Origin of the sequence: Pseudomonas svalbardensis (genome assembly GCF_030053115.1) — a bacterium.
GTDB lineage: Bacteria > Pseudomonadota > Gammaproteobacteria > Pseudomonadales > Pseudomonadaceae > Aquipseudomonas > Aquipseudomonas svalbardensis.
The window spans coordinates 5,320,001-5,343,903 of the sequence record NZ_CP125619.1 but is presented as its reverse complement, the minus strand read 5'-3'; the positions used below and the strand labels follow the sequence as shown (position 1 = coordinate 5,343,903).

Annotated in this window: 24 protein-coding genes (1 of these 24 cut by a window edge); 14 read left to right on the top strand and 10 right to left on the bottom strand. The window is 59.0% G+C overall.

Features of this window, described 5'->3' with window-relative positions:
- Positions 1 to 13: 13 nt before the first annotated feature.
- The 4 genes from QFX16_RS24660 to dksA form a co-directional block, all read right to left on the bottom strand.
- On the bottom strand, positions 14 to 2,968 hold the full coding sequence (locus tag QFX16_RS24660) for a sensor histidine kinase (protein WP_283181693.1): 2,955 nt from the start codon (positions 2,966 to 2,968) through the stop codon (positions 14 to 16).
- Positions 2,952 to 3,128, bottom strand: a complete 177-nt coding sequence (locus QFX16_RS24655; RefSeq protein ID WP_003176118.1) for a hypothetical protein — start codon at positions 3,126 to 3,128, stop codon at positions 2,952 to 2,954. Before QFX16_RS24655 ends, QFX16_RS24660 begins: the two co-directional genes overlap by 17 nt.
- A 77-nt stretch (positions 3,129 to 3,205) precedes the next feature.
- Positions 3,206 to 4,102 carry a tRNA glutamyl-Q(34) synthetase GluQRS gene (gluQRS, locus tag QFX16_RS24650; RefSeq protein ID WP_283181692.1) on the bottom strand — a complete coding sequence of 299 codons (897 nt, stop codon included), beginning with the start codon at positions 4,100 to 4,102 and terminating at the stop codon, positions 3,206 to 3,208.
- Positions 4,103 to 4,303: 201 nt separating this feature from the next.
- Positions 4,304 to 4,744 carry an RNA polymerase-binding protein DksA gene (gene dksA / locus QFX16_RS24645; protein ID WP_007902025.1) on the bottom strand — a complete coding sequence of 147 codons (441 nt, stop codon included), beginning with the start codon at positions 4,742 to 4,744 and terminating at the stop codon, positions 4,304 to 4,306.
- 332 nt (positions 4,745 to 5,076) lie between these two features.
- Between dksA and QFX16_RS24640 the strand changes: the two genes are divergently transcribed.
- On the top strand, positions 5,077 to 6,249 hold the full coding sequence (locus tag QFX16_RS24640) for a pyridoxal phosphate-dependent aminotransferase (RefSeq protein ID WP_283181691.1): 1,173 nt from the start codon (positions 5,077 to 5,079) through the stop codon (positions 6,247 to 6,249).
- Positions 6,249 to 6,962 (top strand): DNA/RNA nuclease SfsA, encoded by a 714-nt coding sequence (gene sfsA, locus QFX16_RS24635; RefSeq protein ID WP_283181690.1) that lies wholly within the window; start codon positions 6,249 to 6,251, stop codon positions 6,960 to 6,962. Before QFX16_RS24640 ends, sfsA begins: the two co-directional genes overlap by 1 nt.
- Here the strand turns inward: sfsA and QFX16_RS24630 are convergent.
- On the bottom strand, positions 6,959 to 7,276 hold the full coding sequence (locus tag QFX16_RS24630; RefSeq protein ID WP_283181689.1) for a Rieske (2Fe-2S) protein: 318 nt from the start codon (positions 7,274 to 7,276) through the stop codon (positions 6,959 to 6,961). The two genes, sfsA and QFX16_RS24630, sit on opposite strands and share 4 nt — an antisense overlap.
- A 166-nt stretch (positions 7,277 to 7,442) precedes the next feature.
- Here QFX16_RS24630 and QFX16_RS24625 point away from each other — a divergent pair, with 166 nt between their 5' ends.
- Genes QFX16_RS24625 through QFX16_RS24610 form a run of 4 tightly spaced genes read left to right on the top strand, consistent with a single transcriptional unit; the run spans position 7,443 to position 10,988 of the window.
- On the top strand, positions 7,443 to 8,315 hold the full coding sequence (locus QFX16_RS24625) for a heme/hemin ABC transporter substrate-binding protein (protein ID WP_283181688.1): 873 nt from the start codon (positions 7,443 to 7,445) through the stop codon (positions 8,313 to 8,315).
- 50 nt (positions 8,316 to 8,365) lie between these two features.
- Positions 8,366 to 9,349 carry a FecCD family ABC transporter permease gene (locus QFX16_RS24620; protein WP_283184631.1) on the top strand — a complete coding sequence of 328 codons (984 nt, stop codon included), beginning with the start codon at positions 8,366 to 8,368 and terminating at the stop codon, positions 9,347 to 9,349.
- Positions 9,349 to 10,116, top strand: coding sequence for a heme ABC transporter ATP-binding protein (locus tag QFX16_RS24615; RefSeq protein WP_283181687.1), 768 nt, complete (start codon positions 9,349 to 9,351; stop codon positions 10,114 to 10,116). The genes QFX16_RS24620 and QFX16_RS24615 overlap by 1 nt, the downstream gene beginning before the upstream one ends.
- Before the next feature lie 20 nt (positions 10,117 to 10,136).
- Positions 10,137 to 10,988 (top strand): ChaN family lipoprotein, encoded by an 852-nt coding sequence (locus QFX16_RS24610; RefSeq protein ID WP_283181686.1) that lies wholly within the window; start codon positions 10,137 to 10,139, stop codon positions 10,986 to 10,988.
- 233 nt (positions 10,989 to 11,221) lie between these two features.
- On the opposite strand, the gene QFX16_RS24605 is transcribed toward QFX16_RS24610, so the two are convergent.
- The 4 genes from QFX16_RS24605 to QFX16_RS24590 form a co-directional block, all read right to left on the bottom strand.
- Positions 11,222 to 12,022: a Crp/Fnr family transcriptional regulator gene (locus tag QFX16_RS24605; RefSeq protein WP_283181685.1), complete on the bottom strand. Its 801-nt coding sequence runs from the start codon at positions 12,020 to 12,022 to the stop codon at positions 11,222 to 11,224.
- Between the two features lie 15 nt (positions 12,023 to 12,037).
- Positions 12,038 to 12,310 carry a TfoX/Sxy family protein gene (locus tag QFX16_RS24600; RefSeq protein WP_003228231.1) on the bottom strand — a complete coding sequence of 91 codons (273 nt, stop codon included), beginning with the start codon at positions 12,308 to 12,310 and terminating at the stop codon, positions 12,038 to 12,040.
- A 245-nt stretch (positions 12,311 to 12,555) separates the two neighbouring features.
- Positions 12,556 to 12,900, bottom strand: a complete 345-nt coding sequence (locus QFX16_RS24595; protein WP_008015079.1) for a pentapeptide repeat-containing protein — start codon at positions 12,898 to 12,900, stop codon at positions 12,556 to 12,558.
- 91 nt (positions 12,901 to 12,991) lie between these two features.
- Complete coding sequence (locus tag QFX16_RS24590; RefSeq protein WP_283181684.1) at positions 12,992 to 14,548, bottom strand: bifunctional aminoglycoside phosphotransferase/ATP-binding protein; 1,557 nt, start codon at positions 14,546 to 14,548, stop codon at positions 12,992 to 12,994.
- Positions 14,549 to 14,666: 118 nt separating this feature from the next.
- Between QFX16_RS24590 and mrcB the strand changes: the two genes are divergently transcribed.
- From mrcB to QFX16_RS24575, 3 genes are read left to right on the top strand one after another with little or no spacing between them, the layout of a single operon-like run.
- Positions 14,667 to 16,991, top strand: a complete 2,325-nt coding sequence (mrcB, locus tag QFX16_RS24585; protein WP_283181683.1) for a penicillin-binding protein 1B — start codon at positions 14,667 to 14,669, stop codon at positions 16,989 to 16,991.
- 16 nt (positions 16,992 to 17,007) lie between these two features.
- Complete coding sequence (locus QFX16_RS24580) at positions 17,008 to 17,742, top strand: tetratricopeptide repeat protein (protein ID WP_283181682.1); 735 nt, start codon at positions 17,008 to 17,010, stop codon at positions 17,740 to 17,742.
- A complete protein-coding gene (locus tag QFX16_RS24575) occupies positions 17,742 to 18,077 on the top strand; it encodes a YqcC family protein (protein ID WP_283181681.1) in 336 nt (111 codons plus the stop codon). The genes QFX16_RS24580 and QFX16_RS24575 overlap by 1 nt, the downstream gene beginning before the upstream one ends.
- A gap of 18 nt (positions 18,078 to 18,095) precedes the next feature.
- On the opposite strand, the gene QFX16_RS24570 is transcribed toward QFX16_RS24575, so the two are convergent.
- Positions 18,096 to 18,518: a DUF4124 domain-containing protein gene (locus QFX16_RS24570; RefSeq protein WP_283181680.1), complete on the bottom strand. Its 423-nt coding sequence runs from the start codon at positions 18,516 to 18,518 to the stop codon at positions 18,096 to 18,098.
- Positions 18,519 to 18,918: 400 nt separating this feature from the next.
- Between QFX16_RS24570 and QFX16_RS24565 the strand changes: the two genes are divergently transcribed.
- The 5 genes from QFX16_RS24565 to msrP all read left to right on the top strand — a co-directional run.
- Positions 18,919 to 20,643 (top strand): acetolactate synthase 3 large subunit, encoded by a 1,725-nt coding sequence (locus tag QFX16_RS24565; RefSeq protein ID WP_283181679.1) that lies wholly within the window; start codon positions 18,919 to 18,921, stop codon positions 20,641 to 20,643.
- Between the two features lie 2 nt (positions 20,644 to 20,645).
- Complete coding sequence (ilvN, locus tag QFX16_RS24560; protein WP_003176102.1) at positions 20,646 to 21,137, top strand: acetolactate synthase small subunit; 492 nt, start codon at positions 20,646 to 20,648, stop codon at positions 21,135 to 21,137.
- A gap of 48 nt (positions 21,138 to 21,185) precedes the next feature.
- Complete coding sequence (gene ilvC / locus QFX16_RS24555) at positions 21,186 to 22,202, top strand: ketol-acid reductoisomerase (protein ID WP_007948647.1); 1,017 nt, start codon at positions 21,186 to 21,188, stop codon at positions 22,200 to 22,202.
- Between the two features lie 144 nt (positions 22,203 to 22,346).
- Positions 22,347 to 23,201, top strand: a complete 855-nt coding sequence (gene pssA / locus QFX16_RS24550; RefSeq protein ID WP_095133137.1) for a CDP-diacylglycerol--serine O-phosphatidyltransferase — start codon at positions 22,347 to 22,349, stop codon at positions 23,199 to 23,201.
- 58 nt (positions 23,202 to 23,259) lie between these two features.
- On the top strand, positions 23,260 to 23,903 hold the 5' portion of the coding sequence (msrP, locus tag QFX16_RS24545; protein ID WP_283181678.1) for a protein-methionine-sulfoxide reductase catalytic subunit MsrP. Its footprint extends 370 nt past the window's final position; the window shows 644 of its 1,014 coding nt (coding positions 1–644); its start codon is at positions 23,260 to 23,262; its stop codon lies beyond the right edge, outside the window.

The window sequence follows — 23,903 nt, the reverse complement described above, 5'->3', positions numbered from 1 at the left end:
ACTCTCGACGGTCTCAGTTCACAGCGGACGTCGCTTCGACATGACGCGGCAAGGTCACCCGGATACGGGTGCCGCGTTGGCTTTGAACATCAGCCGGGCTGTCGATGGTGATTTGTCCATAATGCTCTTCAACGATGGAATAGACCAGTGCAAGGCCCAGACCGGTGCCTTCGCCAGGATCCTTGGTGGTGAAGAAAGGTTCGAACAATCTATCCATGATGTTCTTCGGAATACCGCTGCCTTCGTCCTCCACGATCAAATCGACCGTGTGTTCGCCGGCTTCGCTTTTGACCCGCACCGCGCTGCCGGGAGGCGAGGCGTCGCGGGCGTTTGAGAGCAAGTTGATCAGTACTTGTGCAAGCCGCTGCGGGTCGCCTTCGACCCAGTGATCGGGATCGCACAGGTTGTAGAACTGCACTTCGAAATTGCGTCGGTTCAGGGCCAGCAAACCGATGGCATCCTGGGCCACTTCGGCCAGACAGACGGGCTCGTCGCTGTGCTGATGACTGCCAGCGTGGGCGAAGCTCATCAGCGACTGAACGATGCGCGACACGCGTTTGGTCTGCTCCAGGATCTGCCCGCTGATTTCCTTCAGTTCGCTGTCTTCTTCACGCTCTTCGCGCAGGTTCTGCGCCAGGCAGGCAATGCCGGTGATCGGGTTGCCGATTTCATGGGCCACGCCGGCGGCGAGTCGGCCGATGCTGGCCAAGCGCTCGGAGTGCACCAGTTTGTCTTCGAGCATCTGGGTTTCGGTCAGGTCTTCCACCAGTAGAACCAGGCCGCTGTTACCCGGGGCCAGCGGTTCATCGATCGCCGCTTTGTGCAGGTTCAGCCAGCGGGTCTGGCCGTCGAGGGCCAGGTGCTGTTTGTGCAAATGCTCGTCCGGCAGATTGATGAAGCCTTGCAGCAGCTCTTTCCAGGGATCGGCAATAGTACTCAACCGCGAACCGACCACACGCTGCGCGGCAATCCCGGTCAGCTCCTCCATGGCCTTGTTCCACATGAGGATTTCCTGATCCTTGGCCAGCGAGCAAACGCCCATCGGCAACTCCTGCAAGGTCTGGCGGTGATAGCGGCGCAGGGCATCGAGTTCGGCGGCAAGCCCGGTCAGGCGCGAGTGGTAATCCTCGAGGCGACTTTCGATGAAGTGGATGTCTTCGGTGACGTAGTTTTCGCCGCCGGCCTTATAAGGCAGGAATGTCTCGACCATGTCCTGAGCCACACTCGGCCCCATCAGGCCGGAGAGGTTGGCTTCGATACGGTCGCGCAAGCGGCGCAAGGCGTAAGGCCGGCGCTCATCGAAAGGCAGATAGAGGTCACGCAGAGCCTGTTCGACTTCTTTCTGCGCAGCCTTGGCGCCCAAGGGTTTTGCCAGCTGCGTGGCGAATTCCTGAGGCGATGCGGCGTGCAATTCGCGGCGTTGCGGGCGACGCACGTTGTCCACGGCGCAGGCTTCGGCGGCGCTGGCTTCTTCCGGGCTGGCGTTGGTGAACAGCGAGATCAGGGTGAACATCAGCACGTTGGCCGCCAGCGAGGCGATCGCCGCCATGTGCCAACTGGTGTCGTCCAGCACGTAGATCATGTTCAGCAGCGGTATGTAGAAACCCTGCAGATTGCCGACCAGCGGCAGCAGCATGGTCACCAGCCACACCAGAATCCCCGCGAGCAAGCCGGCGATGAAACCGCGGCGGTTGGCGGTCGGCCAGTACAGTACCGACAGCACACCTGGCAGGAATTGCAGGGTGGCGACGAAGGCGACGATGCCCAGATTCGCCAGATCCTGTTCCGCGCCCAGCAGCAGGTAGAAACCGTAACCGGCCATGATGATCGCGACGATCAGCCCCCGGCGGGTCCATTTCAGCCAGCGGTAGATATTGCCTTCGGCCGGCGGCTGATAGAGCGGCAGTACCAAATGGTTCAGCGCCATCCCGGACAGGGCCAGGGTGGTGACGATGATCAAACCGCTGGCCGCCGACAATCCACCGATATAGGCCAATAGCGCCAAAGCCTTGCTGTTGGCCGCGATACCAATGCCCAGCGTGAAGTATTCCGGGTTGGTGGTGGCGCCGAGTTTGAGTCCGGCCCAGAGAATCAGCGGTACCGCCAGGCTCATCAACAGCAGGAACAGCGGCAAGCCCCAGCTCGCACTGACCAGCGAGCGCGGGTTGAGGTTTTCGGTAAACGTCATGTGGTACATGTGCGGCATCACGATCGCCGAAGCGAAGAACACCAATAGCAGCGTACGCCACGGGCCTTCCTGCAATGGCGTGTGCAAAGCGGCGAGCGCGGTCTGGTTTTGCAGCAGCCACAGTTCCAGCTGTTGCGGGCCGTCGAACACGCCGTACAGCGCATAGAGACCAACGCCGCCGATGGCGATCAGTTTGATCACCGACTCGAAGGCAATCGCGAACACCAGGCCTTCGTGTTTCTCGCGGGTGGCAATGTGGCGCGAGCCGAAGAAAATCGTGAACAGCGTAATCAGTGCGCAGAAGCTCAGGGCCACGCGATGTTGCACCGGCTCGCGGGTGAGGATGCCGATGGAGTCGGCCACCGCCTGAATTTGCAACGCCAGCAACGGCAGCACGCCGATCAGCATGAAGATTGTGGTCAGTGCGCCGGCCCAGGTACTGCGGAAGCGGAAGGCGAACAGATCGGCCAGGGATGACAGCTGATACGTGCGGGTGATTTTCAGGATCGGATACAAAAGCACCGGTGCCAGCAGAAACGCGCCGGAGACGCCTAGATAGCTGGACAAAAATCCGTAGCCGTATTGATAGGCCAGGCCCACCGTGCCGTAAAACGCCCACGCACTGGCGTAAACGCCCAACGACAGGGTGTACGTCAGCGGGTGGCGAATGATCGCCCGGGGGATCATGCCCCGTTCGCTGACCCAGGCTACGCCGAACAGCACCGCCAGGTATGCGGCGCTGATCAGGATCATCTGGGTCAGGCTAAAGCTCATCGGCATCTTTTTGGCTCTGCAGGATGAAGGTCACGACGATCAGAATCAGCCAGAGCAGATAAGGGCGATACCAGGCGCCAGTGGCGTCGATCCACCAATCCATGATGGCCGGGGAGAACAGATAAATCCCCACTACCAGGAGCAGGACCAAGCGATAGATGTACATCCCGGCCTCTCTTTTTTATGCGCGTGCCCGAAAACGTGCGGCGATGGTAACGGATGGGCGCGCCACTGCAAGTGTGATCACTGTAGTTGTGCTTCGGGCAGGTTGAGTGTGCGCGGGATCAACACTGCATCCCAGTGGGCGATGCCCCAGTTCAACACTTCCCGTGGGGTGGCGTAAGCCAGTTCGGCACCGGGATTGTGCCCCAGTGCGCGCAACGCACGCAGCAACAAGGGGGTTGCCTGATCTTCGGTCAACGGCGGCGAACGATAGGACTTCCCGAGCTTGTTGCCATCGGGCTGGGTGATCAGCGGGATATGCAGATAACGCGGTTGCGGCAGGCCAAGCAGTTCTTGCAGGTAGAGCTGGCGCGGTGTGGAGTCGAGCAGGTCGGCACCACGGACGATATCGGTAATGCCTTGCCAGGCGTCGTCCAGCACCACCGCCAGTTGATAGGCGTAGAGCCCGTCGCGGCGACGAATCACGAAATCACCGACCTCCCGGCCCAGGTGTTGGCGGTATTCGCCTTGCACCCGGTCGATGAAGTGATATTCCAGCTCGGGGACACGCAGGCGAATCGCAGCATCTTCAGTGTCATGACCGGCGTTGCGGCACAGCCCTGGATAAATCCCGTGATAGGGCGCAAGTGTTTTGCGTGAGCAGGTGCAAGCGTAGGCCAGGCCGTGATTGAACAGTCGATTGAGGACTTCGGCGTAGGCATCGTGCCGGTCACTCTGTCGGACCATTTCGCCATCCCACTCGAAGCCGTAGCTTTCCAGCGCCTTGAGAATGGCCGCTTGGGCGCCGGGCTCCTCCCGTGGTGGATCGAGATCCTCCATGCGCATCAGCCAGCGGCCACCCACCGAGCGCGCGTCGAGGTACGAGGCCAGCGCTGCGACCAGCGAACCGAAATGCAGATGCCCGCTGGGCGTGGGGGCGAAGCGCCCGATGTAGGTGGGGGAAACGATGGCGGTCATGGGGCAAGTTTACTTTGTCTGGTCATGCGCAAGTCCCTGTGGGAGCGAGCCTGCTCGCGAAAGCGGTGTGTCAGGCAACATTATTGTTGAAACTGATGGCCCCCTTCGCGAGCAGGCTCGCTCCCACAGGTTTGTTGCCGAGGCAAACATCAGAAACAAAAACGGAGCGTTCGCACGCTCCGTTTTTCGTTCAAGTCGAGATTACTTGCCGACTTGCTTTTCCTTGATTTCCGCCAGGGTCTTGCAGTCAACGCACATATCGGCGGTAGGGCGGGCTTCCAGTCGCTTGACGCCAATTTCGACGCCGCAGGACTCGCACCAGCCATATTCTTCGTCTTCGATCAGTTGCAGCGTCTTGTCGATCTTTTTGATCAACTTGCGCTCGCGGTCGCGGGCACGCAGCTCGAGGCTGAATTCTTCTTCCTGGCTGGCACGGTCTGCCGGGTCCGGGAAGTTGGCCGCTTCGTCTTTCATGTGATCAACCGTACGGTCGACTTCCTGCATCAAGTCCTGTTTCCACTTATTCAGGATCTTGGTGAAGTGAGCGCGCATGGGCTTGCCCATGTATTCCTCGCCCTTTACTTCTTTGTAGGGTTCGAAGCCGCTGATCGACTGGTTTTGCTGCTTTGCTTGGGTGGGCATGAAATGGACCGCCTCTACTCTTGTAATCCATTGCGCAGGATTGCTCCATCACCGACACCTGCCGGCCCTGCGGCTGCAAGCGGGCGAACTTACCAGATCAAATCGGGCCGCGCTACTCCCGGATGTCGAGGTAGTGGCCCGCTGTGCTTGCAAATGATTGCAAAGCCTTGTCTGGTGGCGCTGGAGACCTGATCAATTATTGATTTTAGTCAAACCTGGGGCACACGCTTGAGTCGTTTGAGACCAGCGTTATAACGGTCTGACCGCTTTAGGTTCTCGCTCGTTCCTGCGCTTGGGTAGAATCAGTTTTTTTCCCCGTTGAAGGAAGGCTAATGGCTCAGTCCTACAGTGCCCGCAGTCGCGCGATCGAACCTTTCCATGTCATGGCGCTGCTGGCGCGGGCCAATGAACTGCAAGCCGCTGGCCACGACGTGATCCACCTGGAAATCGGCGAACCTGACTTCACCACCGCCGAGCCGATCATTCAGGCCGGCCAGGCCGCATTGACGGCGGGGAAGACCCGTTACACCGCCGCGCGCGGCATTCCCGAGTTGCGTGAGGCCATTTCCGGCTTTTATCAGCAGCGTTACGGTTTGAACATCGACCCGCAGCGAATCCTCATCACGCCTGGCGGTTCTGGTGCGCTGCTGCTGGCCAGCGCCTTGTTGGTGGATCCGGGCAAGCACTGGCTGCTGGCGGACCCGGGATACCCGTGCAACCGGCACTTTTTGCGGCTGGTGGAAGGCGCGGCGCAGCTTGTTCCTGTAGGTCCGGACGTGCGCTATCAACTGACGCCGGACCTGATTGCGCGCCATTGGGATCACGACAGCGTCGGTGCCCTCGTGGCTTCGCCAGCCAATCCGACCGGGACGATCCTGACCCGCGATGAGCTGGCGGGTCTGTCGGCCGCGATCAAGGAGCGTCACGGTCATCTGGTGGTGGATGAGATCTATCACGGTCTGACCTACGGCACTGATGCGGCCAGCGTGCTGGAAGTCGATGACAGTGCCTTTGTACTGAATAGTTTTTCCAAGTATTTCGGCATGACGGGATGGCGACTTGGTTGGCTGGTGGCGCCTGAAGCGGCGGTCGGTGAGCTGGAAAAGCTCGCGCAGAACCTCTACATCAGCGCCCCGAGCATGGCTCAGCACGCCGCTCTGGCCTGCTTCGAACCGGCCACGATCAGCATTCTGGAAGAGCGTCGCGCCGAATTCGGCCGTCGTCGGGATTTCCTGCTGCCAGCCCTGCGAGAGTTGGGCTTTGGTATCGCCGTTGAGCCTGAAGGCGCGTTCTACTTGTATGCCGATATCAGCAAGTTCGGCGGCGATGCCTTCGCGTTCTGCCGTCATTTCCTCGAAACCGAACACGTGGCGATTACTCCGGGTCTGGACTTCGGTCGTTATCAGTCCGGTCACCATGTGCGGTTTGCCTACACCCAAAGTCTTCCGCGCCTACAGGAAGCGGTCGAGCGGATTGCGCGCGGCTTGAAGAGCTGGCAAAGCTGATGCGTTTTCATCCTCCACTCGAAGAAGGCCGTTTGATTCGTCGTTACAAGCGCTTTCTCGCCGATATCGAAACCGTTAGCGGCGAGTTGCTGACCATTCACTGCCCGAACACCGGCTCGATGCTCAATTGCCAAGTCGAAGGCGGGCAGGTCTGGTTCAGCCGTTCCAACGACCCCAAGCGCAAGTTGCCCGGTACTTGGGAAGTCGGTGAAACCCCGCAGGGGCGCTTGTTTTGCGTGAACACCGGGCGGGCCAACGGCTTGATCGAAGAGGCACTGCGAGCCGGTGTCATCACCGAGTTGAACGGCTTTACCGAGCTGAAACGTGAAGTGGCCTACGGTCAGGAAAGCAGCCGCATCGATTTCCGCCTCGATTACCCGAGCGGGCCGGCTTATGTGGAAGTCAAAAGTGTCACCCTGGGCTTCGATGGCTCATTGGTAGCGGCATTTCCCGATGCAGTGACCCAGCGCGGGGCCAAGCATTTGCGCGAATTGGCGCATTTGGCCCGGGACGGAATTCGTGCGGTGCAGTTGTATTGCGTCAATCTCACCGGCATCGACGCTGTGCGTCCTGCAGAAGAAATCGATTCGGCCTACGCCGCCGCCTTGCGTGAGGCGGTGTCGTGCGGGGTCGAGGTGCTGGCCTATGGCGTGCACTTGACCCACGAAGAAATGGTGGTGGATCGGCGTCTGGATGTGTTGCTGAACGGCTAAAGACTGACCCAGATCCCTTGCTCGTCTTCGCGGCAGACGACCGTGGTCAGGGACTGTCCAGCGCAAGGGCCGGCAACGCATTCCCCGTCTTCGATCAGAAACAGTGCGCCGTGGGTCGCGCACTGGATCAGGCTGTTGCTGGGGTCGAGAAACTGGTCGGGCTTCCATTCCAGCCCGACACCACGGTGCGGGCAGCGATTGATGTAGACGTAAACCTGGTCGCCACGACGCACGGCAAAGAGCTTCTGGCCGTCGATGTCGAAGCCGCGACTACTGGCATCGGCCAGCTCAACGCCTGCACAAAGAAACTTCATGTCTATCCTCAAGTCCTGCGGCTCGTGACTGGATATGTCCGAGCTTGACGTTCAAATGCAAACAATTATCAAATGGCCGCCTTGCCCTTCGGCAACAGATGCCAGGCGCCAAGGATACGTGGCCTGTCATTTCAATGCCCGGGAAAACCCTAAAAGGAAGCTGTTTATGCGCCTGAGTACCCGCGTTGCTGCGCTCTGTGTCGGACTCCTCGTCAGCCACCACGCCGCAGCGGCCGAGTTGCCACAACGTTGGGTCAGTGCCGGTGGAGCTTTATCGGAATGGATCAGCGCGCTGGGCGGTGAATCGAAACTGGTCGGTGTCGACACCACCAGTCAGCACCCGGAATCGCTCAAGGCATTGCCGAGCATCGGGTATCAGCGGCAATTGTCGGCGGAGGGTATTTTGAGCTTACGCCCGCAGATACTGGTCGGCACCGAGGAAATGGGACCGCCACCGGTACTTTCGCAGGTTCGCAGTGCAGGCGTGCAGGTCGAACTGTTCTCGGCCCAGCCGGATCTGCCGACCTTGCAGGGCAATTTGCAGCGTCTGGGCAAGTTGCTTGGCGCTGACGATCAGGCCTCACACTTGTTCCAGGCTTATCAACAGCAACTCGATCAGCAAAAGATCCGGGTCACTCGGGCGCAGTTGAAAGAAAAATCGCCGGGTGTGCTGTTGTTGCTTGGCCACGCGGGCGGCAAACCGCTCATCGCCGGCAAGGACACCGCCGCCGATTGGTTGCTGCAACAGGCCGGTGGGCACAATCTGGCCACGCATACCGGCTACAAACCTTTTTCTGTCGAATCCCTGGTCAGCCTGGATCCCGAGGTGCTGGTGTTTGCCGATCGTGCACTGACCGGCGATGCGGCACGTGCGGCGTTGTTCAAGGAGAACCCGATGCTGTCCTCGACCCGCGCAGCCAAGTACGGGCGAGTCATGGAGCTTGATCCGACGTTGTTGGTCGGGGGCTTGGGGCCGCGGCTACCCGATGCGTTGAAAATACTGTCTGACGCCTTTTACCCCGGCACGGCCGGCCAATGATCATCCTGGTTAAACCACGTGCTTTATTTATTGGTCTGATCCTGCTGTGTGTGGTGGCCATCTGGCTGTCGTTGGCGCTTGGACCGGTAAGCTTGCCGTTGTTCGACACCTTGCGTGCAGCCCTGCGCCTGGTGGGTGTACCGATCGCGCCCGACGGGCTGGAGCAGGCCGAGCTGATCCTCGGGCAGATTCGCTTGCCGCGAACCTTGTTGGGTTTGGCCGTGGGGGGTGTATTGGCACTGTCCGGCGTGGCGATGCAGGGGTTGTTTCGAAATCCTCTGGCTGATCCGGGGCTGGTCGGCGTCTCCAGCGGTGCGGCATTGGGCGCGGCAATTGCGATCGTCGGTGGTTCTGTGTTCGGCGGACTGCCCGAATCCTTCGGGCCTTATCTGTTATCGCTGTGCGCGTTTCTCGGCGGGCTCGGCGTGACCGCGTTGGTGTATCGACTGGGCCGACGCAACGGGCAGACCAATGTCGCGACCATGCTGCTGGCCGGTATTGCGTTGACTGCGCTGGCCGGTTCCGCCGTGGGGCTGTTCACCTATCTGGCGGATGACGCGACGCTGCGCACCCTGACGTTCTGGAACCTGGGCAGCCTCAATGGCGCCAGCTATTCCCGGCTCTGGCCGTTGCTGCTGATCAGTGCCAGCGTGGCGTTGTGGCTGCCGCGCCGGGCCAAAGCCTTGAATGCGTTGTTGCTGGGTGAGTCGGAGGCTGGACACCTGGGCATCGACGTCGAAGGGCTCAAGCGCGAATTGGTGTTTTGCACGGCGTTGGGTGTCGGGGCCGCGGTGGCCGCAGCGGGGATGATCGGGTTTGTTGGTCTGGTGGTGCCGCATCTGGTGCGACTGCTGGCCGGGCCGGATCATCGTGTGCTATTGCCAGCGTCAGTATTGGCGGGTGCCAGTCTTTTGTTGTTTGCCGATCTGGTGGCGCGACTGGCCCTGGCACCGGCCGAATTGCCGATCGGGATCGTCACGGCTTTCATCGGTGCGCCGTTCTTTCTGTATTTATTGGTCAGGGGGCGTGCCTGATGTTGCGAACGCAAAATCTGCAAATCCGGCGGGGCCGAAAGATTGTCCTGACGGACATCACGCTTGAGCTCAAACCGGGCGAGGTTCTCGGCGTGCTGGGGCCGAACGGCGCCGGCAAAAGCACTTTGCTCGGCGCCTTGTGCGGCGAGTTGCAGGCTCATCATGGCGGCGTCTGGCTCGATGAGCGCGAGTTGAGCGATTGGGCGGGGACGGCGCGAGCGCAGCGTTTGGCGGTATTGCCGCAGGTGTCGACCCTGGACTTCGCCTTTCGTGTCGAAGAAGTGGTCGGCATGGGCCGCTTGCCGCATCAAAGCGGTCGGGCCCGCGATGACGGGATCGTCGCCGCCGCATTGCACGCTGCCGATGCCGGGCATTTGAGTGGCCGCAGCTATCTGGCCTTGTCCGGTGGTGAACGTCAGCGGGTGCATCTGGCGCGGGTTCTGGCGCAGCTCTGGCCGGGCGAAGCGGGGCAAACGTTGTTGCTCGATGAGCCAACGTCGATGCTCGACCCGCTTCATCAGCACACCACGTTGCAAGCCGTACGCGAGTTTGCCAATCGCGGCGCGGCGGTGCTGGTGATCCTGCATGATCTGAACCTGGCAGCGCGCTATTGTGATCGCCTGTTACTGCTCGAAGGCGGGCGCCCTGTGGCGCTCGATACACCGGAGCAGGTGTTGCGCCCGGAACCACTGAAGGCCGTGTTCGGGCTGGAAGTGCTGGTGCAGCAGCACCCGGAGCGTGGGCATCCGCTGATCATCGCCCGCTGAGTTTTTTATGGAGTGAAAACATGCGTGGGATTTTGATGCTGGCCTTGCTGATGCTGAGTGCCTGTCAGCATGTTTCGACTCCGCCACCGGTTGTCGGCGAGATCCGGGACTTGCGCAGCGGTCAGACCCTCACGGCAGAGGAACTGGTTGCGCGGTTGGAGACGCCTTCGCGGCTGATCGTAGGCGAGCAACATGACAATCGCGATCACCATCAACTGCAGTTGTGGTTATTGAAGTCGCTGGGTGAGCGGCGACCTCAAGGCAGTCTGCTGCTGGAAATGCTCACGCCGGATCAACAACTGCGCGTCGATGATGTTCGTCACGCCTCGACACCACCGGCGGATTTGCCCGGCGCATTAGCCTGGCAGTCTGGTTGGGACTGGAATCTGTACGGGCCGATCGTTCGTTTCTCCCTGAACCAGCAATACCCGCTGCTGGCAGCCAATCTAGACACGCTTGAAGTCCGTGCCGTTTACGCTAACCCTCCGACATTGAGCGGTTCGCGCTCCAACGCTGCTTCAGTCAAAGACGAGTTGCTGAAGCAAGTCAGCGACTCCCACTGTGGCTTGCTGCCAAAATCGCAGATGCCGGCGATGCTGGCGGTCCAGCAGCAACGTGACCGACGAATGGCCGAACGCCTGCTGGCGGCACCCACGCCTTCACTGCTGTTTGCCGGCGCTTACCATGCGCGCAAGGATGTCGGCGTGCCGATTCATGTGCTTGATCTGGGAGAGCCCCAGGCGCCAGTGGTGTTGATGCTGGCGGAGCAGGGTAGCGAAGTCACACCGGCCATGGCTGATTACGTCTGGTACACGCCTGCCAAGCCACCGCAGGATTACTGCGCGCAAATGCGTAAGCAATTTGGCAAGTGATCGAACGACTTTTCTTCAGGCAAAAAAAGACCCGGCAAGAGCCGGGTCAAATAACCGTGATTAGCCTGATGAGGAGATATCTGAGAGTCCGAACCAAGGGCTTTTCAAATATCGACCAGTCTCGCGACCAGTTGTGGTAATCATAGCGATTCTCATTACCAAGTCAATCGCTGATTTCTCAATTCTTTGAAATGTGCTGCCCGGTCGCTTGAAACGCCCGTAATCATTGAGTTTTAGCCTATGCGGTTGAGTGAACTCAGCTGAATGATCTGCTTGTTCAGCAGATCAATGCGTCGGGCCATGCTCTCGATCAGGCTGTGGGCGATCTTCGGATTGTTTTGGGTCAGGCTGAGAAACTGGTCCTTGGGGATCAGCATGACAGTGCTGGGTTCGCTGGTGATCACGCTGGCGTTACGTTTCTCGCCGGTGAACACCGCCATGGCGCCAAAAATTTCGTCCTTGGGTACATCGCCGACTTTATGCCCGTCGACAAAGGCTTCGGCGTGGCCATCGATGATGACGAATACGTGATCCGCGTCTTCGCCCTGACGGATCAACATTTCGCCACTGGCTACGCGCTGAAAACCATTGGTGCTTCGAAACTCAGGTTGTTTCAGGCGGGCGAGTGCGTCGGACAGCAGAGCGGACTGACCGGCCATGTATTGAAGGAACAACTCCGACCGCTCCGGGTCGGCATAGATATGCTGAAAAACCTCGGATCGCAGATAAGGCGTCAGTGCTAACGGGCTATCGCTGCGAAAGCGGCAACGCGGCAGCTCTGTGCCCTGGCGCAAGCCGATCAGGTCTCCCTCGTGCAAATAGAACAATGCCCGATCGTCGATGCATCCATGCAGCAGGCCATTGTCCAGCACAAACAGTTGATCGCCGGGTAACAGGACGGCCAGATCATCGACGGCCGAAAATTCCAGGCTCGGTCCGCAGGGCATCAAACCTTCCAGCAGCCGGACGGGAATATGTTGAAGCCGGTTGATCAGCGCGTCGGCGTAAGCCGGTTGTTCCCCAAGTAGGTACATGGCTGCTGCGTCCGTTCAGTTCTTGTGACGTGACGAGATAGCTTCCAGCTGTTTGTTCAAGGCGTCCTTGCGCTCGGCGGGAATGTCATTCCAGTGCACATCCATCAGGGCACCTTCGATGGCATACAACAACACTTTGGACGCCCGAAACCCGCGCGTGCGTACGGCCCGATAAGCATCCACCGCCCCCAGGCGACGCAAGTCCGAGGCGCTATGGATGCCCACGGCATGCAGCCACTGCGCCGACGTCTTGCCAAGATTCTTCAGGTGCTGCAGTTCATCATTCATCAAGCCTCCTTGCGACGGCCGAACGGTGCGTGGGCGAGCTTCTCAGGAGTGTAGCCATCAGTAGGAAAAGCGTGATTGTTTGGTCGGTTTCGACGCAAAAGCTTCTAAGAGGCGAAGTCTTAAAGCTGTGTGAAAGTCTGCGAACGCGGTAGGGCGAGAGGGCAGTGGAGTCAGGTTTCCGGGCAAACCATGCCCAGCGTTCAGCGCAAAGCGGGGGCGCCGAACGGGTCAGTTAACGGTCGCATTTAGCGGGTGCGATAACGCAGGCGTGTACCGAAATTCATCGACATCAGGATCTCGTCAGCACTCAGCTCTGGCGGGAAGTAGGCGCCGGAGATCTGTGCGTGAGCAAGGCTCGCGCCTTCCAGGGAGGCGTTGCGAAAGTCGATGCCGCGCAAGTCGGCGGAGCGGAAATAGGCATCGGTAAAGTCGACGCCGTCGGCGTTCAGTTCACGCAGGTCCAGACCCCGGAAATCGCCACCGACCATGTCGATAGGTCCGTCTTTGGGGCGCTCGTTGTTGAAACCTGTGATGTCGTCTTTGTGCAGCAAAGCATAAAGCGGGGTGTCGAGAAGTTTCGGCTGGCTCATGTCACATCACCTGTTGGTTTTATGACGCCAGTATAGTGCCACTATTTGGCAGTCGTGAAGCCGGCGAAGGCTTCACGGCTGAAATAGTTTCTTACAGACCCGGCAGGCGCTGGCGAATCTGTGCAACGACTGTGTCGAGGGTTCCACTTTCATTGGTCTGAACGCGTTTGCTGCAGAGAATCTCTTCGGGCGTCAGGGCCTCACGAGTAGCTTGCTGGGCTTCGATTACGGCCAGGTTGGCGTCGGACGGGTCCTTTTTGTCTGCCTGACGCAGGGCCAGCCAGGTCTCGATCACTGCTTGCGGCGCATTGCAATCGAGGATCAGGAAGGGCGCGCCGGTGGCTTCGGCGATTTTTGCTGCGCCATCACGCTGGTCGCGCTTGAGATAAGTCGCATCGACTACCACCGGGAAACCAGCACGCAGGATCACCGCGGCAATTTCATGCAGGTGGGTGTAAGTGGCGGCGCTGGCGTCGGCGCTATAGATGCCGGCCTGAGGGTCGTTTGGCACGGTTTGCTCGCCGAACAGACGTTTGCGCTCTACATCGGAACGCAGGCGAATGGCGCCCAACGCTTCCACCAGACGCATGGCCACGTGGCTCTTGCCGACGGCAGAAACACCGTGGGTGATGGCCATGAAGCGCGAAGGAATGGTGCTGTAGCTTTCCGCCAGGTTGGCGTAATTGCGGTACTGACGCAGGGTGGTGGCTCGCTGAACCGGGTCGGCCTCGGCCGGCATGCTGAACAGGCTGACCTTGGCGCGAACCAGTGCGCGGTAGGCTTTATAGAAGTTCAGCAACTCAAGGCCCTGGTAATCGCCGGTCAGTTCCAGGTATTGGCTGATGAAGCGGCGCGCCAGACTCTTCAGGCCACGGTCTTCCAGGTCCATCGCCAGGAAGCCAGTGTCGGCATAAACGTCGGTGAAGCGGAACGGTTCGTTGAACTCGATGCAGTCGAAGATCACGACCTTGCCGTCGATCACGGTGGCGTTGCCCAGGTGGATATCACCGTGGCATTCACGGATAAAACCGTCGGCCTTGCGCTGAGCGAACAGTGGCTTGAGGCGTTCGAAGCTGCTTTCGGCCCAGGCTTGCAGCGCATCCAGTTGCAGCAGGTCGGCCTTGTCGCTGAGGAACGGGCGGATTTGTTCGAAGTTCTGGCGTACCGGCGCCATCACGCTGTCCGGCGTGCCGGCTTCGTGTTCGGCAGGCACTTTCGGTGCGCTGAGGTGGAATTGGGCAATCTGCGCGGCCATCTCGTCGATGTGCAAGGGGGTCAATTCGCCGTTGGCTTGCAGCGTGCTGAGCAGCTGGCTCTGTGGGAATTGACGCATTTTCAGTGCGTAATCGACGGCCGGACCCTCGCCACCCAGTTGTGGTGCATCGGCGCTGCCGGTGATTGGCAACACTTCGAGATACAAATCGTTGGTCAGGCGCTGGTTAAGACGCAGCTCTTCCCCGCAAAAATGCTTGCGGGCGTCGAGGTTGGTGAAATCCAGAAAGCCGAAATTCACTGGCTTCTTCACTTTATAAGCAAAGGGGCCGGTGAGGATTACCCAGGAAATATGGGTTTCGATGACCTGGAACCCATCTACGGGATGCGGGTAGAGGGCCGGGTTTTGCAGGGCAGCGATCAGGGACTGGCTCACAGGCGATCCTTCAGAGTCTGGGGAAAATTCACGGCCGTCATTATGGCCGCAAGTCCGTCTGACGCAAACCTCGGAGGGCTCCTGTTGAGTATGAATAAAGTGCGTATAATCCGCCGCCATGACTCGTACTCGATCCTCCCGCACCTCAAAAAAACCACCTTCCAAGGGCCTGCGCCCCTGGCTGGGCTGGGCCCTTAAACTCAGTCTGGTCGGCCTTGTGGTGCTGGCCGGGTTCGCGGTTTACCTCGACGCGATCGTCCAGGAGAAGTTCTCCGGCAAGCGCTGGACCATCCCTGCCAAGGTGTACGCGCGCCCGCTGGAGCTGTTCGTCGGACAAAAGCTTAGCAAGGACGATTTTCTGACCGAGCTCGATGCCTTGGGCTATCGACGTGAAAGCGTGGCCAACGGCCCCGGTGCCGCCTCGGTCAACGGCAATACCGTCGATCTGAATACTCGTGGCTTTCAGTTCTACGAAGGCATGGAGCAGGCGCAACCGGTACGCGTGCGATTCTCCGGTGACTACGTGGCCGAACTTTCGGCGACCAACGGTTCGAAGCTTTCGGTCGTGCGCCTTGAGCCACTGCTGATCGGTGGCCTGTACCCGAAAAACCTCGAAGACCGGATCCTGATCAAGATCGATCAGGTGCCGCCGTACTTGCTCGAGACCCTGGTGGCTGTTGAGGACCGCGACTTCTATCACCACTTTGGCGTCTCGCCGAAGTCGATTGCTCGGGCGATCTGGGTCAACGGTTCGTCCGGCCGCATGCGCCAGGGTGGCAGTACGCTGACTCAACAGCTGGTCAAAAACTTCTACCTGACCAACGAACGCAGCCTGAGCCGCAAGCTCACCGAAGCCATGATGGCGCTGCTGCTTGAGCTGCATTACGACAAACCGGAAATCCTTGAGGCTTACCTCAACGAAGTGTTTATCGGTCAGGACGGTCAGCGTGCAGTGCACGGTTTCGGTCTGGCCAGCCAGTTCTTCTTCAGCCAGCCGCTGGCAGAACTGAAGCTGCATCAAGTGGCGTTGCTGGTGGGCATGGTCAAAGGGCCGTCTTCTTATAATCCGCGCCGTTATCCGGAGCGTGCCCTTGAGCGACGCAACCTGGTACTCGACGTGTTGCAGGAGCAGGGCGTCGCCACTGCCGAGCAAGTCGAAGCCGCGAAGAAGATGCCGTTGGGCGTGACCAAGCGCGGAAGCCTGGCGGATAGCTCGTTCCCGGGCTTCCTCGATCTGGTCAAGCGTCAGCTGCGCGAAGACTATCGCGACGAAGACTTGACCGAGGAAGGTCTGCGGATCTTCACCAGTTTCGACCCGATCCTGCAGATGAAAGCCGAGGCGTCGGTCAACGACACCTTCAAGAGACTCTCCGGGCGCAAGGGTTCCGATGAGGTTGAAGCGGCCATGGTCGTGACCAACCCGGAAACCGGTGAAGTCCAGGCCATGATTGGCAGTCGTCAGGCAGGTTTTGCCGGCTTCAACCGTGCGCTGGATGCTGTGCGACCAATCGGTTCTTTGATCAAACCGGCGGTTTATCTGACAGCCCTTGAGAAGCCGAGCCAGTACACATTGACCAGTTGGCTGTCGGACGATTCCTTCTCGGTCAAAGGCGCGGACGGTCAAGTCTGGAAGCCGCAGAACTACGATCGCCGTTCCCATGGCACCGTATTCCTGTATCAGGGGCTGGCACATTCCTACAACCTGTCGACCGCGCGTCTCGGGTTGGCGGTGGGCGTACCGAATGTCCTGAAGACCCTGGCGCGTCTCGGTGTGAGTCGCGAATTCCCGGCGTTCCCGTCGATGTTGCTGGGCGCTGGCGGTCTGACCCCGATCGAAGTGGCGACGATGTACCAGACCCTGGCCAACGGTGGTTTCAATACGCCGATGCGCGGGATCCGTAGCGTATTGACCGCTGAAGGCGAACCGCTCAAGCGTTATCCGTTCCAGATTCAGCAGCGTTTCGATCCGGCCTCCATTTACCTGATCCAGAGCGCCATGCAGCGGGTCATGCGTGAAGGTACCGGCAGTTCGGTTTACAACGTGTTGCCGAAAACCCTGACCCTGGCCGGCAAGACCGGCACCAGTAACGATTCGCGGGACAGCTGGTTTGCCGGTTTCAGCCAGGACCTGCTGGCAGTGGTCTGGCTGGGTCGCGATGACAACGGCAAGACTCCGTTCACCGGCGCCACCGGTGCGTTGCAGGTCTGGACCAGTTTCATGCGCAAGGCCGATCCGTTGCCGCTGGACATGCCGCAGCCAGACAACATTGTTCAGGCCTGGGTCGATTCGCGTACCGGACAAGGCTCTGATGCCAACTGCCCAGGTGCCGTGCAGATGCCGTATATTCGCGGCAGTGAACCGCCTCCCGGTGCCGCTTGCGGTGGCGAAAGCCCTGTTTCCGGCGAAACGGTGATGGATTGGGTCAAGGGCTGGATGAATTAAGCAAAGAGGGTTTCAAGTGAATAAGTGGTTGATTCCAGCGGTTACCGCCGTGGCTTTGCTCAGCGGTTGCTCCTCCGTTCAACGCGGGTCGATTCCGGTTGTGGATTCCGGTAGCGCCGTTTCGAACAGTGAACGGGTTTCGGCGAATGGCGGTTTCCGTCAGACGACGACTAAACGTCCTGCACAAGCCCAGACCCAGGCAATCCCGCAAGGTGATACCGGCGTCGTCGTGATGGTGCCAGGTGGTGGCGCAGTGACGTCGGCACCGATCAGCACTGCGCCGATCACACCAGGCCCGATCACCCCGGGGCCGATCGATACTTCGCCGGTCCAGTCGGCACCGGTCAATCAGGGCAGCTACAGCATGCCGTCGACGCCGAGCGGGATTCCTTCGGCGAACTCCGGTGGCTTGTCTGCCGACGAGCAATTGGACGGTCCGGTTCTGGCCTTGCTGACTACCGCTCAGCAGCAACAGGCGAGCGGTGATCTCAACGGTGCTTCTTCCAGCCTCGAGCGCGCCCAGCGTGTTGCGCCGCGTGAGCCGCAAGTGCTTTATCGTCTGGCTCAGGTGCGCATGGCTCAAGGCGATGCGCCACAAGCCGAGCAGTTTGCTCGTCGTGGCCTGACCTTCGCCAACGGTCGTCCGGCACTTCAGGCCAGTCTGTGGGAGTTGATCTCTCAGGCGCGTGAGAAACAGGGTGATTCCGCTGGCGCAGCATTGGCCCGTCAAAAGGCAAAGGTTTCGCTGTGATGGATGCACGCTTTCCGAAGATTGCTGAACAGTTGCTATTGATCGAGCGCGAGCTGCGGGTTCAGGGTTGGTGGGACGAGGTCTCGCCCTCCGCCGAAGCGCTTTCCAGTGTCGAACCATTCTCGGTCGATACGCTGGATTTCGAGCAGTGGCTGCAATGGATCTTCCTTCCGCGGATGAAGGTGATCCTCGAGCAGGATATGCCCTTGCCAAACGCTTCGGGAATTCAGGAGATGGCCGAAATGGTCTTCGCCGCCCGTAATGTTCAGGGCAAGGACCGGCAGTTGCAGGTGCTGCTCAAAGAGTTTGATCTACTGATCACCGCCTACCGCTAACTCGGCTCCTACAGGTGTCTACTGGCAGTTATCCGCAATCTGCTTCTGTGCTTCGGTGATGCGCTCCTGACGTTGCTGGTCAGTCAGGCGGCGCATCTCACCGTCGACATCCTCCCGTATTCGCGGATTGTTCTGCAGTTGAGCCAGGTTCGTCCGCGCCTGTTCGCAGAATGCCTTTAGCTGGGCTTGCTGCTCGGCGACCTGCTTTTTCACTTTATTATCGATGGCCTGTTGATCGCCAATGGCACCGCTGCGTTGCGGCGGGGGCTGGTTACTGGCGGGCAGCGAGGGCGTGACCACGGTGGTGGCTTCCCGGCCTTGGGGCGGCTGGGCGTCGAAGTGGGTAACGCCCTGAGCGTCGACCCATTTGTAGATCTGAGCGGCCATGCACAAAGGGCTGATGCCAATCAGCAGGCTGGCGGTCAGGAAAAACGTTCGCATGCCATTTCCTTGTATTGGGTTGCGCAATTGAAGCTAACACAGTTGCTGTTTAGCGGTTTTTTCTTGCTTTCTCATGTGCTTAGTTCAATAAAGCACATAGACGACTTGACTTGGAGAGGACGAAACAGAAGAATCCAAAGTCCGCTGTAGAGGGACTGCCAGAAGCAGGCCCGCTCAGCAGATCATGAGGCGCACATCCGCGCCGACCTGTTACACCCGCAACGCGTTACCTCGCGCTGGGTGGGAAAGGCCCGCAACACTTGGGACGATCCCAATACTTGCTCAGTCAGTGCTGACGTAGTCGGCGACCACCGTCGCTCATGCTCTGCTGAGAAGTAAACCTATTAAGACCCGTCCTCTTTTATGTGGGCGGTATTCTGGCGTTTTAGAGGTGAACAACGTGGAGCTTTTATCTGGCGGTGAGATGCTCGTCCGCTTTTTGCGTGACGAAGGCGTCAAATATATCTACGGGTACCCGGGTGGTGCTCTTCTTCATGTTTACGATGCCCTGTTCAAAGAACCGGAAGTGACCCACATCCTGGTTCGTCACGAACAGGCTGCGACCCATATGGCTGACGGCTATGCCCGCGCCACCGGTAAAGCCGGTGTGGTACTGGTGACCTCCGGCCCGGGCGCAACCAACGCCATCACCGGTATTGCCACGGCCTACATGGACTCCATTCCGATGGTGGTCATTTCCGGTCAGGTGCCTAGCAGCATGGTGGGCACTGATGCGTTCCAGGAAACCGACATGATCGGTATCTCCCGGCCGATCGTGAAGCACAGCTTCATGATCAAGCACGCATCGGAAATCCCGGAAGTCATGAAGAAGGCATTCTACCTGGCTCAATCCGGTCGTCCGGGTCCGGTCGTTGTCGATATCCCGAAAGACATGACCAACCCGGCCGAGAAGTTCGAATACATCTTTCCGAAAAAAGCCAAGCTGCGTTCCTACAGCCCGGCCGTTCGCGGTCATTCCGGGCAAATCCGCAAGGCGGCAGAAATGCTCCTGGCGGCCAAGCGTCCTGTGATGTACGCAGGCGGCGGCGTGATTCTCGGTGGCGGCTCCGCGCCGCTGACCGAGCTGGCGAAGATGCTCAACCTGCCAGTGACCAATACCCTGATGGGTCTGGGTGCCTACCCTGGCACCGACCGTCAGTTCATCGGCATGCTCGGTATGCACGGCAGCTACACCGCTAACCTGGCGATGCACCATGCCGACGTGATCCTTGCAGTCGGCGCCCGTTTCGACGACCGCGTGATCAACGGCCCGGCCAAGTTCTGCCCGAATGCCAAGATCATTCACATCGACATCGACCCGGCTTCGATTTCCAAGACCATCAAGGCAGACGTGCCTATCGTCGGTCCGGTCGAAAGTGTCCTGACCGAGATGGTCGCGATCCTCAAGGAAATCGGCGAGACCCCGAACAAGGAGTCCGTTGCCAGCTGGTGGAAACAAGTTGATGAGTGGCGCGGTGACCGCGGCCTGTTCCCTTACGACAAGGGCGACGGCAGCGTCATCAAGCCGCAGACCGTGATCGAGACCCTGTGCGAAGTCACCAAGGGCGATGCCTTTGTGGCCTCCGACGTGGGTCAGCATCAAATGTTTGCGGCGCAGTACTACACGTTCAACAAGCCGAACCGCTGGATCAACTCCGGTGGCCTGGGCACCATGGGCTTCGGTTTTCCGGCGGCCATGGGCATCAAGCTGAGCTTCCCGGATGACGACGTCGTCTGCGTGACGGGCGAGGGCAGTATTCAGATGAACATTCAGGAGCTGTCCACCTGTCTGCAATATGGCTTGCCGGTGAAAATCGTCATCCTGAACAACGGTGTTCTGGGTATGGTTCGCCAGTGGCAAGACATGAGTTACGGAAGCCGTCACTCGCACTCCTACATGGAATCGCTGCCTGACTTCGTCAAGCTGGCCGAGGCCTATGGTCACGTTGGCGTGCGCATCACCGAATCGAAAGATTTGAAGTCGAAGATGGAAGAGGCGTTCGCCATGAAAGATCGTCTGGTGATCATCGATGTTTCGGTCGACACCAGCGAGCACGTCTACCCGATGCAGATCAAAGACGGCTCCATGCGCGATATGTGGCTGAGCAAGACGGAGCGTACTTAATCATGCGGCACATTATTTCCTTGCTTCTGGAAAACGAACCGGGCGCTCTGTCTCGTGTAGTCGGCCTGTTCTCGCAGCGCAACTACAACATCGAAAGCCTGACCGTGGCACCTACCGAAGACCCGACCCTGTCGCGTCTGACGCTGACCACGGTTGGCCACGATGAAGTTATCGAGCAGATCACCAAGAACCTGAACAAGCTGATCGAAGTGGTCAAACTGGTCGACCTGTCGGAGAGTGCTCATATCGAGCGCGAGCTGATGCTGGTCAAGGTCAAGGCCACCGGTGCCCAGCGCGCCGAGATCAAACGCACTACCGATATTTATCGTGGGCAGATCGTTGACGTCAGCGCTAGCGTGTATACCGTTCAATTGACCGGTACCAGCGATAAGCTCGACAGCTTCATTCAGTCCATTGGCACCGCCTCGATTCTGGAAACCGTCCGCAGCGGCGTAACCGGCATTGCCCGCGGCGACAAAGTACTCAGCATCTAAACCAAATTAGCGAATGGCCTGAACGGCCTGGATATATAGGGGAATTTCATGAAAGTTTATTACGAAAAAGACTGCGACCTGTCGATCATCCAGGGCAAGAAAGTTGCCATTATCGGTTACGGTTCCCAGGGCCACGCTCAAGCGTGCAACCTGAAAGACTCCGGCGTTGACGTTACTGTTGGCCTGCGTAAGGGTTCGGCGACTGTTGCCAAAGCCGAAGCTCACGGCCTGAAAGTGACCGACGTTGCTTCCGCTGTTGCGGCTGCCGACCTGGTCATGATCCTGACCCCGGACGAGTTCCAGTCCGCTTTGTACAAAAACGAAATCGAGCCGAACATCAAGAAAGGCGCCACCCTGGCCTTCTCCCACGGCTTCGCGATCCACTACAACCAGGTCGTTCCGCGCGCTGACCTCGACGTGATCATGATCGCGCCGAAAGCTCCGGGCCACACCGTGCGTTCCGAGTTCGTCAAAGGTGGCGGTATTCCTGACCTGATCGCTATCTATCAGGATGCTTCCGGCAACGCCAAAAACGTTGCACTGTCCTACGCCGCTGGCGTTGGTGGCGGTCGTACCGGCATCATCGAAACCACCTTCAAGGACGAGACTGAAACCGACCTGTTCGGCGAACAAGCCGTTCTGTGCGGCGGTACCGTTGAGCTGGTTAAAGCCGGTTTCGAAACCCTGGTTGAAGCTGGCTACGCGCCGGAAATGGCCTACTTCGAATGCCTGCACGAACTGAAGCTGATCGTTGACCTCATGTACGAAGGCGGTATCGCCAACATGAACTACTCGATCTCCAACAACGCTGAATACGGCGAGTACGTGACCGGTCCGGAAGTGATCAACGCCGAATCCCGTCAGGCCATGCGCAACGCCCTGAAACGTATTCAGGACGGCGAATACGCCAAGATGTTCATCAGCGAAGGCGCTACCGGCTATCCTTCGATGACCGCCAAGCGTCGTAACAACGCCGCTCACGGTATCGAAATCATCGGCGAGCAACTGCGCTCCATGATGCCGTGGATCGGTGCCAACAAGATCGTCGACAAAGCTAAAAACTAAGTCGCGCACTTGTACGAAAAACGCGGCCTAGGCCGCGTTTTTTCGTTTGGGTGGCTGGTTCTGGTATAAAGCTGCATCGTTTGCGGCCGAACCGTCGTCCCAGACACCTGTCCAAACTTTCCACCCCGTTGCAAGGTAATGTCCATGAGCGAACGTCCCGAAGAGCCAAACCAGGCTTCTGACGCCGAAAGCCTGCTGCCCATCGATGAACACATCGAGGAAGGGCATGACGCTGAAGGTCGTAAAGTCCGGCATCGTGGTATCTATCTTCTGCCGAATCTGTTCACCACAGCGAACCTGTTCGCAGGGTTTTATTCCATCATCAACTCGATGAGCGCCCAGAGCGCCCTGAGTGCCGGTGATTCGATTGGTGCGAGCAAGTATTTTGCTTTTGCAGCGATCGCGATTTTTGTCGCGATGGTGCTCGACGGCCTCGATGGTCGCGTTGCCCGTATGACCAATACCCAGAGCGCCTTCGGTGCTGAGTACGACTCGCTGTCCGACATGGTCGCCTTTGGTGTTGCGCCAGCATTGTTGGCATTCGGTTGGGCCTTGGGCGACATGGGTAAGGTCGGCTGGATGGTTGCCTTCATTTATGTGGCCGGTGCGGCGTTGCGTCTGGCACGTTTCAATACCCAGGTTGGTACCGCGGACAAGCGCTACTTCATCGGTCTGGCCAGTCCGGCTGCTGCTGGTGTGGTTGCAGGCATTGTCTGGGCGTTCAGTGATTACGGCATTCAGGGCTCGAAGATGTCCTTCCTGGTTGCGCTGATGGTCGCTGCCGCCGGCATGCTGATGGTCAGCAACATCAAGTACAACAGCTTCAAGGAGCTGGATTTGAAGGGGCGTGTACCTTTCGTGGCCATCCTCGCGGTGGTGTTGGTGTTTGCCGTAGTGTTCAGTGATCCGCCGCGCATCCTTCTGCTGGTTTTCCTCGCTTATGCAGCCTCTGGCCCGGTTCAATATCTGTTACGTCTTCGTCGGCACAAAAAGGCTTAGCTTCCCTCATACTCCGCAGTCTATTGGTGCATCTGTTCTCCAACGCTGCGGAGTTGCCATGCTGATCAAAGTCTCCAAAGCGTCTGACTGCCATGAGTCGGACGTCACGCCTGAATCCTTCTACCTATCTCGTCGCAACGTACTGGGTGCTGCCGTTGCCGGTTTGGCTGTTAGCGGCTTGCCGCGTTGGGTCAGTGCTGCCGATGCTGCGCGTTATGCGGATGTCGAGCCTGGTAAGGCGCCTTCCTGGTTTGCCGAAAAACTGCCCGCTACCAAATGGGGGGCGGTCAACGTCAAGGATGAGGCGGTCACGCCATTCAAGGACGCGACCCATTACAACAACTTCTACGAGTTCGGCACCGATAAAGGTGATCCAGCCGCCAACGCCGGGGCGCTGAAAACCGAACCTTGGAGTGTGGTGGTGGACGGGGAGGTGGGCAAGCCGGGACGGTACGCACTGGAAGACTTCATGAAGCCTTATCAGTTGGAGGAGCGCATCTACCGTCTTCGCTGTGTAGAGGCTTGGTCGATGGTCATTCCATGGATCGGATTTCCCATCTCGGCGTTGCTCAAGGAAGTTGAGCCGACGTCCAATGCCAAATTCATTCGCTTCGAAACCCTGGAAGATCCCAAGAGCATGCCCGGGCAACGTTCCGGTTTTGCCTTGATTGACTGGCCGTATGTGGAAGGGCTCCGCCTGGA